A 13,140-nucleotide genomic window follows, 5' to 3' on the forward strand; every position below is an offset into this window, starting at 1 on the left:
CGGCGGGCGGCGGCTGCGCGTCAGCGCAGCTTCGGGGAGAACCAGCGGTTCACCAGCCGGCCGATGAGGTTGAGCGCGAGCACCAGGACGATGAGCACGAGCGCCGCGCCCCACGCGTTCTGGATCGCGATGTCGGCCACGCACGAGGCCGACTCGCCGCCGGGGCAGGTGGCCAGGCCCTGGCTGTACTGGCGGTAGGCGAAGACCGGCAGCGTCATCATCCGGCCCTCGAAGGGGTCGAAGTTGATCGAGTCGGTGACCCCGACGGTCACGAGCAGGGGCGCCGTCTCGCCGATGACGCGGGCCACGGCGAGCAGGATGCCGGTGGTCAGGCCGGCGAGGGAGGTGCGCAGCACGACCTTGACGATCGTGAGCCACTTGGGCACGCCCAGGGCGTACGACGCCTCCCGCAGCTCGTTCGGCACCAGCTTGAGCATCTCCTCGCAAGAGCGCACCACCACCGGGATCATCAGCACGGACAGCGCGACGGCGCCGATGACCCCCATGCGCACGCCCGGCCCGAGCACGAGCGTGAACAGGGAGACGGCGAACAGGCCGGCCACGATCGACGGGATGCCCGTCATGACGTCGACGAAGAACGTCACCGCGCGGGCGAGAACGCCCTTGCCGTACTCCACCAGGTAGATGGCGGCCAGCAGGCCGATCGGCACCGAGATCACCGTGGCCAGGCCTGTGATGATCAGCGTGCCCATGATGGCGTGGTAGATGCCACCGCCCGGGTCGCCACCGAAGATGTTGCGCATCGACAGCGAGAGGAAGTCGAGGCTGACGCGGGCGGCCCCGCTGGACACGACCGTCCAGATGAGCGAGGCCAGCGGGGCCATCGCCAGGACGAAGGCCCCCCAGATCAGCACGGTCATGGTCCGGTCGGTGCGCCGGCGGCCCCGGTCGGGGGCGGACAGCAGGGCGCGCGTGCGCGCGGTGGCGTCCGTGGGGTCCACGGTCGCGGTCGTGCTCATCAGTTGGCCCCCGAGAATTCCTTGCGGCGCGCCACGATCGCGCGGGCGCCCATGTTGACTGCCAGCGTGATGACGAACAGCACGAGGCCGGTGGCGATCAGCGTGTTCACCGCGAGGCCGCTCGCCTCGGGGAAGTCCAGCGCGATGTACGCGGCGATGGTCTGCTGCTGGGCGCTGTCGAGGATCCGGAACGAGTAGAGGAACCCGGGCGACAGGATCATCAGCACGGCCATCGTCTCGCCGAGCGCACGGCCCAGGCCCAGCATCGCGGCGGAGATGACGCCCGAGCGGCCGAACGGCAGCACCGCGATACGCACCACCTCCCAGCGAGTGGCGCCGAGCGCGAGCGCGGCCTCTTCGTGCAGCTTCGGCGTCTGGAGGAATACCTCGCGGGCCACGGCGGTAATGATCGGCAGGATCATCACCGCGAGCACCACCGTGACGGTCGCCAGCACGCGTGACGTCGGCGACACGGGGCCGGCGAAGAGCGGGAACCAGCCGAACACCTCGCCCAGCCACTCCCACAGCGGCAGGGCGGCCGGCCCCAGCACGAAGATGCCCCAGAGGCCGTAGATGACCGACGGGACCGCGGCCAGCAGGTCCACCAGGTAGCCGAGCACCTGGGACAGCCGCGGCGGCGCGTAGTGCGAGATGAACAGCGCGATCCCCATCGCGACGGGCGTGGCGATGGCGAGCGCGAGGGCGGCGGCGAGCAGCGTGCCGAACACGAGCGGGCCGACGTAGGCCAGCAGCGACGTGTCGTCCGGGTAGCGCGGCACCGCGGCCGCCAGCTCGTCGGAGCCTGCGGTCAGCGCCGGCCACGCCTGCTGCAGCAGGAACACCGCGACGGCGGCCAGCACGGCGAGGATCAGGACGCCGGCCCCGACGGCGATCCAGCGGAAGGCCCGGTTGAAGCCCCGGTCGGTGGTGCGACGACGGCGACGTCGACCCGGCGCCCGCTCCGCGGGCGGGCTGACGGTGGTGGTCACGCGTACTCCTCGTGCTGCAGCTGCTGGTTGAGCCTGTGGAACCGCTGGTTGAGCCTGTCGACACCGCTGGTTGAGCCTGTCGACACCGCTGGTTGAGCCTGTCGACACCGCTGGTTGAGCCTGTCGACACCGAGGCCCTGGTTTCGAAGGCTCAACCAGCGAGGACGGTCAGCCCGCCGCGATCGCCTCGATCGACGGCAGCACCGCGTCGCGGATGTCCGACGACAGCGGCGCCGAGCCTGCGGCGTCGGCGGCGGCCTGCTGGCCCTCCTCGCTGACGAGGTAGCCCATGAAGCCCTTGACCAGCTCGGCCGTGGCCTCGTCGGCGTAGGTGCCGCACGCCAGGGAGTACGACACCAGGACGATCGGGTAGGTGCCGGGGATGTCGCGCTCGAGGTCGATCGAGTAGATGCCCTCGGCGGTGCCCTCGGTGCGCGGCGACTCGGCCACGACCTCCGCGGCGGCCTCGGCGCTGTACGGCACGAACTCGTCGCCCACGCCGACCGCAACCGTGCCGAGGTCGGAGACCTGCGACGCGTCGGCGTACGTGATGGTGCCCTCGCCCGACTGCGCGGCGGAGACGACGCCGGAGGTGCCCTGCGCGGACTCCTGGCCGTCGATCGGCCAGACGCCCTCGGGCTCGTGGTCCCACGAGTCGGGCGCCGCGGCCGCGAGGTAGTCCTGGAAGTTCTCCGTCGTGCCCGACTCGTCGGAGCGGTGCACCACGGTGATCTTCGTGTCCGGCAGCTCGACGTCCGCGTTGTCGGCGGCGATCGCGCCGTCGTCCCACGTCGTGATCTCGCCCGCGAAGATCTGGGCGATGACGTCCGGCGTGAGGTTGAGCGAGTCCACGCCGGGCAGGTTGAAGGCGACGGCGATCGGGCTCACGTAGCCCGGGAACTCGATGACGCCGCCCGCGCCGCACTGGGCCTCGGCGGCGGTCAGCTCGTCGTCCTCGAGCGCGGCGTCGGAGCCGGCGAACGCGTAGGTGCCGTCGCCGAAGCCGGTGCGGCCGCCGCCGGAACCGACGGGGTCGTAGTTGACGGTCGCGTCAGGGTTGGCCTGCTGGAACCCGGCACGCCATGCCTCCATGGCGGACTCCTGCGACGACGCCCCGCCGCCGCTGAGCTCGCCCGAGAGCGAGACCGCCCCGGAGTCGGTCGCACCGTCGGACGACTCCGCACCGGGCGCCTCCGGGTCCGAGCCGCACGCGGCGAGGGCCAGTGCCAGCGCGCCGACCGCGAGGGCACTTCCAGCACGGGAGTATCGGCTGAGCTTCACGTGTCGTTCCATCCTGTTCACGCGGAGGTGGCGCCGGCGGTGTGCCGGCGTTCGTCTGGAACGCTAGGCAGGCAAGGTGGCCCGGGGCCCAGGAGCAGATGAACGACGGGTGAACAGTGCAGGGCGGCTCGTCGCGCAGCGCCGAGGTAGTTTTTCGAACTACCTCAGCGCGTCAGGCGCCCCCGTCGGCGAACTTGTAGCCCAGCCCCCGCACGGTGAGAAGCAGCTGCGGCGAGCCCGGGTCGGGCTCGATCTTGGAGCGGATGCGCTTCACGTGAACGTCGAGCGTCTTCGTGTCGCCCACGTAGTCGGCGCCCCAGACCCGGTCGATGAGCTGCCCGCGGGTGAGGACGCGGCCCGCGTTGCGCAGCAGCAGCTCGAGCAGGTCGAACTCCTTCAGCGGCAGCGACACCTGGTCGCCGCCCACCATCACCGTGTGCCGCTCCACGTCCATGCGGACGGGGCCGACCTCGAGCAGGGGCTCGCCGTCGTCGTCATGGCCGCCCGCGCTCGCTTCCGGCGCGCCGGGCCCGCGCCGGCGCATGACCGCCCGCATGCGCGCCAGCAGCTCCCGGAACGAGTAGGGCTTGGTGACGTAGTCGTCTGCACCCAGCTCGAGGCCCACGACCTTGTCGATCTCGGAGTCCTTCGCGGTGAGCATGATGACGGGCACGTCGCCGCGCTGGCGCAGCTCGCGGCACACCTCCGTGCCGGACAGGCCGGGGAGCATGAGGTCGAGCAGCACCAGGTCCGCCCCGCCGTCGTCGTAGGCGGCGAGCGCGTCGACCCCGTTCGAGGCCTCCACGACCTCGAAGCCCTCACGGGTGAGCTGATATGTCAGGGGGTCCCGGTAGGACTCCTCGTCCTCGACCACCAGGATGCGCGTCACGCGCCTACCTCCTCGTCCGTCGTGCCATGGGTGCTGGGCTGGGGTTCGTGCTGGGTGTCGTCCTGGCCCCCGCGCTCGTGCGGGAGCTCGTCCGGCAGGTCGGCTGCGGGGATCCTCAGGGTGAACGTGGAGCCTTTGCCGGGCTCCGACCACATCTGCACGTCGCCGCCGTGGTCCGCCGCGACGTGCTTGACGATGCTCAGGCCGAGTCCGGTGCCGCCGGTGTCGCGCGAGCGCGCCGGGTCCACGCGGTAGAAGCGCTCGAAGACACGGTCCTGCTCGTCTGCCGCGATGCCGACGCCCTGGTCCACGACGTCGATCTCCACGAGGCCGTCCCGCTCGCGCACGCCCACCCCGACCCGGGTGTTCTCCGGCGAGTAGGCGACGGCGTTGTCGAGCAGGTTGCGCACGGCCGTCACCAGCAGGTTGTGGTCCCCGTAGACGAGGACGTCGACCGTGCCGCCCACCGTGATCGCGATGTTCTTGCCCTGGGCCGTCGTGCGCGCCCGGTCCACGGCCTCCTCGACGACGGCCCGGACCCGGATGGCGTCGACCTCCTGCAGCGCGCCCGCGACCTGCAGGCGCGACAGTTCGATGATCTCCTGCACCAGGGCCGACAGCCGGGTCGCCTCGGCCTGCATCCGCTCGGAGAACCGCCGCACGGCCACCGGGTCGTCCGCGGCGTCCTGCACCGTCTCGGCCAGCAGGGCGAGCGCGCCCACCGGCGTCTTCAGCTCGTGCGACACGTTGACCACGAAGTCGCGGCGGATGGCCTCCACGCGCCGCGCCTCCGTGCGGTCCTCCGCGAGCACCAGCAGCTTGTCCGGGCCCACCGGCGCCACCCGCACCTGCAGCAACACCGTGCCGGAGCCGATCGGGCCGCGTGGCAGCTCGAGTTCCTTCTCGCGGATCACCCCGTCGCGGCGCACCTCCCCCACCAGGTCGATGATCGCCGGGTGCGCAAGGGCGTCGTTGCGCACCACCCCCAGCGCGTAGGCCGGCGGGGACGCCCGCACCACGTCGTCCTCGCCGTCCAGGACGACGGCGGCGGAACGCAGCACCGCGAGCACCCGGACGAGGCCCTCGTCGAGCTCGGCGGAAGGCGCCTCGGGCGAGCGCCGCTGGGCGCGCTCGGAGAAGCGGAAGGCGAGAGTTGCGATCACGCCCACCACCACGCCGAAGATGCCCGCGACCACCGCGGTCACGCCCTGGATGATTCCGTCCACAGCTGCAGCCTAGGTCGCCGGGCGCCTCGCAATCGTCGCGGAGCGGAACTGCTCAGCGAGCCGTCGTCCATTGTTCACCTTCGGCCCGTCCGGCGTTCACCTGACGGCCCACGGCGCGTCCACGGCGCGTGTCAGGCTGACCGCGGACCCCCCACACCAGAAGAGGACTGCTATGCGAGAGATCTTCGAGGCCGAGCTGCGCCAGGTAGGCGACGACCTGATCGAGATGAGCCGGCTCGTCGAGTCGGCGATCCGGCGGGCGGGCGACGCCCTGCTCGAGGCCGACCACCAGCTGGCGCAGGAGGTCATCGCCTCCGACCACGCCATCGACCGGCTCGAGAGCGAGCTCGACGAGCGCTGCGTCTACCTGCTTGCGCAGCAGGCGCCCGTGGCCACCGACCTGCGCGTCGTCATCTCGGCGCTGCGCATCAGCGCGACCCTCGAGCGGATGGGCGACCTCGCCCGGCACGTCGCCGAGATCGCGCGCGGCCGCTACCCCGCCCAGGCCGTGCCCGCCCCGGCGCGCGAGACGTTCGTCAAGATGCACGGCGCCGCGGTGCACGTCGCCCAGCGCACGACGGCGCTGCTCGCCACGCGCGACGTCGCCCTCGCCGCCGAGGTGGAGCAGGACGACGACCTCCTGGACGCCCTGCACCAGGACACCTTCGCCGCGACGCTGGACCCCGAGTGGCCCGGCTCGGCGCAGGAGACGATCGACGTCACCCTGCTCGGCCGGTACTACGAGCGGTTCGGCGACCACGGCGTCTCCGTCGCGCGCCGCATCACCTTCCTCGTCACGGGCGACTTCGAGTCGGAGCACGCGCACACCGACGCCTGAAGGCCGGCGCCTGAACGACGCGGCGTGGGCCGGGATCTCTTGTCGCAAGGCCGGTCGGGCCTGGCGGGAGGTCGCGAGGAACGAGCGACCGGATGGCGCGCCTCGCGACAAGGGATCCCGGCCTACTCCGCCCCAGCCATCCGGCGGGTGAGTGCGACGCGAGCGCGGGGATCCGTCAGGACGTCGACCGCGTCCACCCACTGCTCAGCGGCCGCGGGGAGGCCGCGCACGGCGTCGCCCGCGGCGCTCTGGAGCAGCTCCGGGACGCCACGGAGGCCGCGGAACGGGCGGTCGTAGAAGGGCTCGGTCACGCGCCCATCGAGCGCGGGGAGCCCGAGGGCGCGCTGCCGCTCATGCAGGGCGTCGCAGGCGTCGCCGAGGGCGGCGTCGCGGTCCCGCCAGGACGCCGCCGCGAGCGCCCGCTCGAGGTGCGGGCCCGCGGTCGCCGCGGCCCCCGTGCCGGCGAACGCCGTCCCGAGCCACTTCGGGTAGGGCGGCCACCGACGCTCCAGCAGCAGGCCGAGCCGCAGGAGCGAGCCCGCCAGCCGGGCCGCGAGGACCCGCGACCCGACGTCGTCGCCCCGCGCGCCGGTGCGCCCGACGAACGGCAGCTCCCGCCCGACGCGCGCCCACTCGGCGGAGAGCACGTGCAACCACAGGCCGTCGGGGTACCAGCGGAGGAGATCCCGGATCGCGGTGAGCTCGCCGACGCCGTCGTGGAACACCGGGCCCGCCGTCACCTCCAGCACGGACTGCCCGGTCAGTGCGAGCCAGCCGGCGCCGTCGAGCTCGGTCGTCGGGTCAAGCCCGAGCCGCGAGCGGGCGAAGTCCCGCGGCGTCGCCACCTCGACCCGCTGCCGCACCACGGGGTCCCAGGTGGTCGCGAACCGGACCGGCAGGCCTGCGTGCTCGGCCGGGAGTGTGGCCTCGAGGTGCGCATCGACGGCGGCAACGTCCCCCGCGTCGACGAGCAGCGTGAGCCGCAGCCCCCAGTCGTGATCGCGCGACGTCTCGTCGTCGAGCCCCAGCACGTCCGAGCCGCTGCCCAGCCGCGCCGCCGCGTGCGGCAGCCCGGGCCGCCAGGCGTCGAGCAGGGGTCGGACGACGTCGTCGTAGTAGGCCCGCGCGAGGCCGATGCCGGTGGTCACGCGGCCATGGTGCCAGCAGCCGCCCGCGGCAGCCGTCGGGCACACACCCCGCGCGTCACGATCCGCGCGCCTCTCTCGTCGATCGTGGTGAGGAGAGGGGAACGACATGAGAGTCCTCGTCGCAGGAGCCACCGGAGCCATCGGCAGCCGACTGGTGCCCATGCTGATCGCGGCCGGGCACGACGTGGTCGGGACCGCGCGCAGCGAGTCCAGGCTCGCCGCCGTGCGTGCCGTCGGGGCGGAGGGTGCCGTCATGGACGGCCTCGACCCCGGCTCGGTCCGGGACGTCGTGACGGCCGCCGCGCCGGACGTCGTCGTCCACCAGCTCACCGCACTGTCGTCGATCACGGGCGACTTCCGCCGGTTCGACCAGGACTTCGCCGTCACGAACCGGCTGCGCACCGAGGGCACCGACGCGCTGCTCGCTGCGGCGCACGCGGCGGGGACGCGGCGGTTCGTCGCGCAGAGCTACACCGGGTGGCCGAACGAGCGGCGCGGTAGATGGGTGAAGACCGAGGACGACCCGCTCATCGACGACCCCGGCAAGGAGGCCCGCGAGTCGCTCCGCGCCATCAAGCATCTTGAACGGACCGTCACCGGTGCGACCGGCATCGACGGCATCGTCCTGCGCTACGGCGCCTTCTACGGGCCCGGTCAGGCCCTGTCCCGGACGGGCTCGGTGGCCGGTCTGGTCCGCCGTGGGCGGTTCCCCGTGGTGGGTGGCGGCACCGGCACGTGGTCCTTCATGCACATCGACGACGCCGCCACGGCGACCGCGGCCGCCGTCGACCGCGGAGCGCCCGGTGTCTACAACGTCGTCGACGACGAGCCCGCGCCCGTCGCCGAGTGGCTGCCGTACCTGGCCGAGCAGCTCGGCGGCCGGCGGCCGATGCGCCTGCCGGCCTGGCTCGCCCGGCCGATGCTCGGCCAGCTGGGGACGGCGATGATGACGACGGCGCGGGGGTCGTCCAACGCGAAGGCGAGGCGGGAGCTCGGCTGGGCGCCGCGGTTCCCCAGCTGGCGCGAGGGGTTCCGGACGGGCCTCGGCTGAGGGGTGCCGCGGAGACGACGACGGCGCCGCACCCTCGCGGGCGCGGCGCCGTCGTCTGGCGCACAGCGAGGGCCGGACTACTTGCCCTGGTTCGCGACCGCCGCGATGGCGTCCTTCGCGGCCTCGGGGTCGAGGTACGTGCCGCCCGGGTTGGTGGGCTTCAGCGTCTCCTCGTCGAGCTCGTATACCAGCGGGATGCCGGTGGGGATGTTGAGGCCCGCGATGGTCTGGTCGTCGACGCCGTCGAGGTGCTTGACGATGGCCCGCAGGGAGTTGCCGTGGGCGGCGACGAGGACGGTCTTGCCGGCCTGGAGGTCGGGCACGATCTCGCCGTCCCAGTAGGGCAGCGCCCGCTCGAGCACCTGCTTGAGTGCCTCCGAACGCGGGATGGGTTCGCCGGCGTAGCGCACGTCGGCGTCCTGGGAGAACTCGGAGCCGAGCGCGATGTCCGGCGGCGGCACGTCGTAGGAGCGGCGCCAGAGCATGAACTGCTCCTCGCCGTACTGCTCGCGCACCTGCTTCTTGTCCTTGCCCTGCAGGTCGCCGTAGTGGCGCTCGTTGAGGCGCCAGCTCCGCTTGACCGGGATCCAGTGTCGGTCGGCGGCGTCGAGCGCCAGGTTCGCCGTGTTGATGGCGCGGCGCAGCAGCGAGGTGTGCACGACGTCGGGGTCGACGCCGGCATCCTTCAGCAGGTCGCCGCCGCGCTTCGCCTCCGCGGTGCCCTTCTCCGACAGCGGCACGTCCACCCAGCCGGTGAAGAGGTTCTTCGCGTTCCACTCGCTCTCGCCGTGGCGGAGCAGCACGAGGGTGTAGGTCATGGGGACCATCCTGCCTCCTCCCCCGCGCCGGCTGCACCGCGGGCCGGATCCCGGACCCGTGACTTCCAGATCAGGCGTGCGGGTCAGGCGTCCGGGTCAGGCGTCCGCGCGCTCCAGCACGAAGACCGGGATCTGCCGGTCCGTCTTCGTCTGGTAGTCCGCGAAGTCGGGGTACGCCGCGACGCACCGGTCCCACCACAGCGCCTTCTCGTCGCCCGTGACCTCGCGCGCGACGTACTCGTGCTTCTCCGGGCCGTCCTGCAGCTCCACCCGCGGGTTCGCGACGATGTTGTGGTACCAGACCGGGTGCTTCGGGGCGCCGCCCAGGGAGGCGACGACCGCGTACGCGCCGTCGTGCTCGACCCGCATCAGCGCGGCCTTGCGGAGCTTGCCCGTCTTCGCGCCGACGGTGGTGAGGACGACGACCGGCATGCCGCGCATCGTCGTGCCCTCCGTCCCGCCGGAGGACTCGTAGAGCGCCACCTGGTCGGCGGTGCGGGCGGACGGGCTGGGTACGTACTCTCCGGTGATCGGCATGACCCTTGCAATCGCCCGACCGCTCGATCCATTCCCGGCGAGGTCCACCAGGACGCGGCCGGGGCGTTCGCCGGGGAACCGCCGCAGCCCGAGCGCCAGGATCTTCTCGACGCGCTGGTCGCGGGTGACCTGGATGTGGTCGTGGTTGGTCGGCATGGTCGGCATGGTCACGAGTGTGCCGCCGGAGGTTCGTCAGGTGACACACCAGGCGTTCAGATCCTCCGCGCGCGGTGCACCTTCGCGGCCTGGGCGTAGACGTCGAGCATGGCGGCCGCGGCGTGGTCCCAGCTGAAGCGCTCGCTCGCCCGCCGGGCCCCGGCGGCGAGGCGCGCGCGACGCTCGTCGTCGGCCAGCAGGTCCCCGAGCTCCCGCGCCCAGGTCCACGGGCTGTGGTCGGGCACGAGGATGCCGGAGGAGCCGTCCAGCACCACCGTCTGCAGCCCGCCCACGGCGGCGGCGATCACGGGGACGCCGGCCGCCTGCGCCTCGGCGGCGACGAGGCCGAACGACTCGCTGTGCGAGGGCACCGCGACGACGTCCGCGGCACGCAGGTAGTCGACCAGCTCCTCGCGCGGGACCGGCGGGCGCACGACGAGGTGGTCCGTCACGCCGACCTGGTGGGCCAGGGCCTCCAGCTCGCGGACCGCCGTCGGGCGCCCGCTCGAGCCGCCGAGCACGACGAGGACGGGTACGCGCGACCCGCCGCCGTCGCACCACGCCTCGGCGGTGACGGCGTCGTCCGCGCTGGCGTGGTCGGCCAGCACGCCAAGCGCGCGCACCAGCACGTCGGGCCCCTTGAGCGGCTGGACCCGCCCTGCGAACAGCACGATCCGGCGGTCGGTGGGCAGGCCGAGTCGCGCGCGCAGCGCGTGGCGGGCCCTCTCCAAGGCCTCGCCGGCGCCCTCACCGGCGTCCTCACCCGGGGCGGGCTCGAGCGGCCGGAACACGTCCAAATCCACCCCGGGCGCGACGACGTGCACGCGGTCCGGATCGGCCCGGTACTCGAGCTCGAGGTCGCGGGCCTCCTCGCGGGTCGAGGCGACGAGCCCGTCGGCGGCCTCGACCACCTGCTCCTCCCCCACGACCCGGCCGATCGGCTCCGGCGCGTCCCCGGGCGCCAGGGCCGCGTTCTTCACGCGCGCCATCGTGTGCATGGTGTGCACCAGCGGCACGTCCCAGCGCTCGGCGGCGAGCCAGCCCACCTGCCCCGACAGCCAGTAGTGGGAGTGCACGACGTCGTACCAGTGCGGCGGGCGGTGCGCCTCGGCGCGCAGCACCCCGGCCGTGAAGGCGCAGAGCTGGCCCGGCAGGTCGTTCTTGTCCAGCCCTTCGAACGGGCCGGCGGCCACGTGCACCACCCGGATGCCTGGCTCCACGTCGACGGACCTCGGCTGGGCCGACGACGTCGCCCGCGTGAAGATCTCGACCTCCGCGCCGCGCCGGGCCAGCGCGCGGGAGAGCTCGAGCACGTAGACGTTCATGCCGCCCGCGTCGCCGGTGCCGGGCTGGTCCAGGGGGGACGTGTGCACCGACAGCATCGCGACCCGCGGGCCCGGCCGGGTCTGCCCGGCCTCGGCACTCATCAGGACTCCAGCACGCAGGCGGGTGGGGTGGGCAAGGGGTATCGGGCGACAACCTCGCCGACCCCGGTCGCGGGGTCGAGCCGCGCGGTCGCGAGCTCGCTCGTGCCCTGGAGCGCCACGACGACCGTCTCGGCGCCCGTCCCGTCGGACGCCGCGAGGACGGCGTGGTGGCGCGGCCAGGCGCCCTCGCCGAGCGGGATGTCTGCGAGGTGCTCGAGCGTCGGCGCGCCGGCCGAGCCCGCCGCGGGCAGGCGCACCCGGTGCACCGCCAGGACGTCGGCGCCGCGCACCCCGACGTGCAGGCGGGTGCCGTCGGCGCTCAGCGTCACGTGGGCGGCGAAGTCCCGACCGGCCTGCGCGTCCCCGGCCACCGGCACGGCCGCCGCCGGGGACCACCCGTCGCCGTCGCGCACGAGCACGTGCGCCCGGGCGTCGAGCTCGCCGACCACGACGAGCGACCCGTCGGGCAGGGTCACGAGGTGCCTAGGGCCCGTGCCTGGCGGCAAGACGGCGGCGACGTCGCCGGCACCGTCAGCGCCCGTCCCGTCCGCGGGGTAGCGCCGCAGCACGTCGGCGCCGAGGTCGCACACCAGCACGTCGGGCCCGGCGTCGGCCACGAAGTGCGCGTGCGGACCGGCCTGTCGTTCGACGACGGGGCCGCTGCCCACGCCGGGCCGCACGGTGACGCCGTCCGCGGCGAGGTCGCCCGTCGCCGGGTCGACCGGCACCGACGCGGCGCCGCCGTCGCCGTAGTTCGCCACCCAGACGACGTCGGGTCGGGCGAGCACGTGGCAGGGCTCCGCGCCGCCGGAGGACGTCGAGCCGGACACCGCGAGCGTCGTCGCGCCCGTGTCGCCGGCGCCCTCGACCCGGAAGGCCGTGAGCGTGCCCTCGGCAGTCTCGCCCACCGCGTAGAGGGTGCGGCCGGACGGGTGCGCCGCAAGGAACGACGGGGACGCCGTCGCCACGACCGCGGCGGCCGAGACGACGGTCCCATCCCGGTCCAGGGCGACGCGCCAGATGCTCTCCCCGCTGCCCGGGGCCGTGCCCGCCTGCGGGTAGGTGCCGACCCAGAGCTGCGCCCGAGCGCTCGGTTCCGTCATGACATCAGCCTATGACCGACCCGGACAGGGGTTGAGCCTGTCGAAACCATTGGCAGGGTTTCGACAGGCTCAACCAACGACATCAGTGCGCGGCCTCGTACGCCTCCAGGACGGAGCCGGGGATGCGGCCGCGGTCGCTCACCTTGTGCCCGTTCTCGCGGGCCCACTCGCGGATCTTGGCGAGCTGCGCGCGGTCGGTGCCGCCGCGACGTGCGGCGCTGCGGGCGCCCCCGCCGAGACGCGACGACGTCTTGCGACCGTGGCCGATCCAGGTGGCGAACGCGTCACGCAGCTCGGACGCGTGCGCGGAGGTGAGGTCGATCTCGTACGAGACGCCGTCGAGCGCGAACGTCACGGTCTCGTCCGCGGCGCTCCCGTCGATATCGTCGATCAGGACGATCTGCTGCTTCTGAACCACGTGACAACCTTTCAGGTCACAGAACTACGGTCATCGCCGACAATGCCGCTAACAGGCCGGATTGTCAATATGAATCGTCATGCGCGACGAATCCGTCACGAATTCAGCGTGATTCCGCCTCGGCAGCCGCCTGCTCGGCGTCCATCTTCTCGAGCGCGAGTCGCTCGTTCCGGTCGGCATGCATGATCTTGCGCATCGCGAGCCAGAACAACAGGCCCACACCGACGGAAGGGACCAGCCCGGCCAAGATCGCGAGAAAGGTGTCCATGTCGCTGCTCC

15 protein-coding genes are annotated in these 13,140 nt (G+C 73.1%); 2 read left to right on the top strand and 13 right to left on the bottom strand.

Features of this window, described 5'->3' with window-relative positions:
• Window positions 1–20 precede the first annotated feature (20 nt).
• The 6 genes from pstA to AC1C2V_RS03960 all read right to left on the bottom strand — a co-directional run bounded on the left by pstA (window position 21) and on the right by AC1C2V_RS03960 (window position 5,365).
• A complete protein-coding gene (gene pstA / locus AC1C2V_RS03935) occupies window positions 21–980 on the bottom strand; it encodes a phosphate ABC transporter permease PstA (RefSeq protein ID WP_495388250.1) in 960 nt (319 codons plus the stop codon).
• Entirely contained in the window at window positions 980–1,969 is a 990-nt protein-coding gene (pstC, locus tag AC1C2V_RS03940) for a phosphate ABC transporter permease subunit PstC (protein WP_495388251.1), read from the bottom strand. The genes pstA and pstC overlap by 1 nt, the downstream gene beginning before the upstream one ends.
• Entirely contained in the window at window positions 1,966–2,124 is a 159-nt protein-coding gene (locus tag AC1C2V_RS03945; RefSeq protein ID WP_495388252.1) for a hypothetical protein, read from the bottom strand. Before AC1C2V_RS03945 ends, pstC begins: the two co-directional genes overlap by 4 nt.
• Before the next feature lie 13 nt (window positions 2,125–2,137).
• Complete coding sequence (gene pstS, locus AC1C2V_RS03950; RefSeq protein WP_495388253.1) at window positions 2,138–3,250, bottom strand: phosphate ABC transporter substrate-binding protein PstS; 1,113 nt, start codon at window positions 3,248–3,250, stop codon at window positions 2,138–2,140.
• A gap of 172 nt (window positions 3,251–3,422) precedes the next feature.
• The gene (locus tag AC1C2V_RS03955) at window positions 3,423–4,139 is read right to left on the bottom strand and encodes a response regulator transcription factor (protein ID WP_495388254.1); all 717 of its coding nucleotides are present in this window, start codon (window positions 4,137–4,139) and stop codon (window positions 3,423–3,425) included.
• Window positions 4,136–5,365: a sensor histidine kinase gene (locus tag AC1C2V_RS03960; RefSeq protein WP_495388255.1), complete on the bottom strand. Its 1,230-nt coding sequence runs from the start codon at window positions 5,363–5,365 to the stop codon at window positions 4,136–4,138. Before AC1C2V_RS03960 ends, AC1C2V_RS03955 begins: the two co-directional genes overlap by 4 nt.
• A gap of 172 nt (window positions 5,366–5,537) precedes the next feature.
• Here AC1C2V_RS03960 and phoU point away from each other — a divergent pair, with 172 nt between their 5' ends.
• Complete coding sequence (gene phoU / locus AC1C2V_RS03965) at window positions 5,538–6,203, top strand: phosphate signaling complex protein PhoU (RefSeq protein ID WP_495388256.1); 666 nt, start codon at window positions 5,538–5,540, stop codon at window positions 6,201–6,203.
• A gap of 122 nt (window positions 6,204–6,325) precedes the next feature.
• On the opposite strand, the gene AC1C2V_RS03970 is transcribed toward phoU, so the two are convergent.
• Window positions 6,326–7,351 (bottom strand): DUF4037 domain-containing protein, encoded by a 1,026-nt coding sequence (locus tag AC1C2V_RS03970; protein ID WP_495388257.1) that lies wholly within the window; start codon window positions 7,349–7,351, stop codon window positions 6,326–6,328.
• A 106-nt stretch (window positions 7,352–7,457) separates the two neighbouring features.
• Here AC1C2V_RS03970 and AC1C2V_RS03975 point away from each other — a divergent pair, with 106 nt between their 5' ends.
• Window positions 7,458–8,402 (top strand): NAD-dependent epimerase/dehydratase family protein, encoded by a 945-nt coding sequence (locus AC1C2V_RS03975; protein ID WP_495388258.1) that lies wholly within the window; start codon window positions 7,458–7,460, stop codon window positions 8,400–8,402.
• 77 nt (window positions 8,403–8,479) lie between these two features.
• Here the strand turns inward: AC1C2V_RS03975 and AC1C2V_RS03980 are convergent, their stop codons facing one another.
• From AC1C2V_RS03980 to AC1C2V_RS04005, 6 genes are all read right to left on the bottom strand, one after another.
• Entirely contained in the window at window positions 8,480–9,220 is a 741-nt protein-coding gene (locus tag AC1C2V_RS03980) for a phosphoglyceromutase (RefSeq protein WP_495388259.1), read from the bottom strand.
• 96 nt (window positions 9,221–9,316) lie between these two features.
• Window positions 9,317–9,922, bottom strand: a complete 606-nt coding sequence (locus tag AC1C2V_RS03985; protein ID WP_495388260.1) for a nitroreductase family deazaflavin-dependent oxidoreductase — start codon at window positions 9,920–9,922, stop codon at window positions 9,317–9,319.
• A gap of 47 nt (window positions 9,923–9,969) precedes the next feature.
• On the bottom strand, window positions 9,970–11,340 hold the full coding sequence (gene mshA, locus AC1C2V_RS03990) for a D-inositol-3-phosphate glycosyltransferase (RefSeq protein WP_495388261.1): 1,371 nt from the start codon (window positions 11,338–11,340) through the stop codon (window positions 9,970–9,972).
• Window positions 11,340–12,443, bottom strand: a complete 1,104-nt coding sequence (locus AC1C2V_RS03995) for a lactonase family protein (protein ID WP_495388262.1) — start codon at window positions 12,441–12,443, stop codon at window positions 11,340–11,342. Before AC1C2V_RS03995 ends, mshA begins: the two co-directional genes overlap by 1 nt.
• A gap of 82 nt (window positions 12,444–12,525) precedes the next feature.
• On the bottom strand, window positions 12,526–12,861 hold the full coding sequence (locus AC1C2V_RS04000) for a histone-like nucleoid-structuring protein Lsr2 (protein WP_495388263.1): 336 nt from the start codon (window positions 12,859–12,861) through the stop codon (window positions 12,526–12,528).
• 103 nt (window positions 12,862–12,964) lie between these two features.
• Window positions 12,965–13,129, bottom strand: coding sequence for a hypothetical protein (locus AC1C2V_RS04005; RefSeq protein WP_495388264.1), 165 nt, complete (start codon window positions 13,127–13,129; stop codon window positions 12,965–12,967).
• Window positions 13,130–13,140 lie beyond the last annotated feature (11 nt).

It is taken from the genome of Isoptericola sp. Y541 (genome assembly GCF_059445465.1).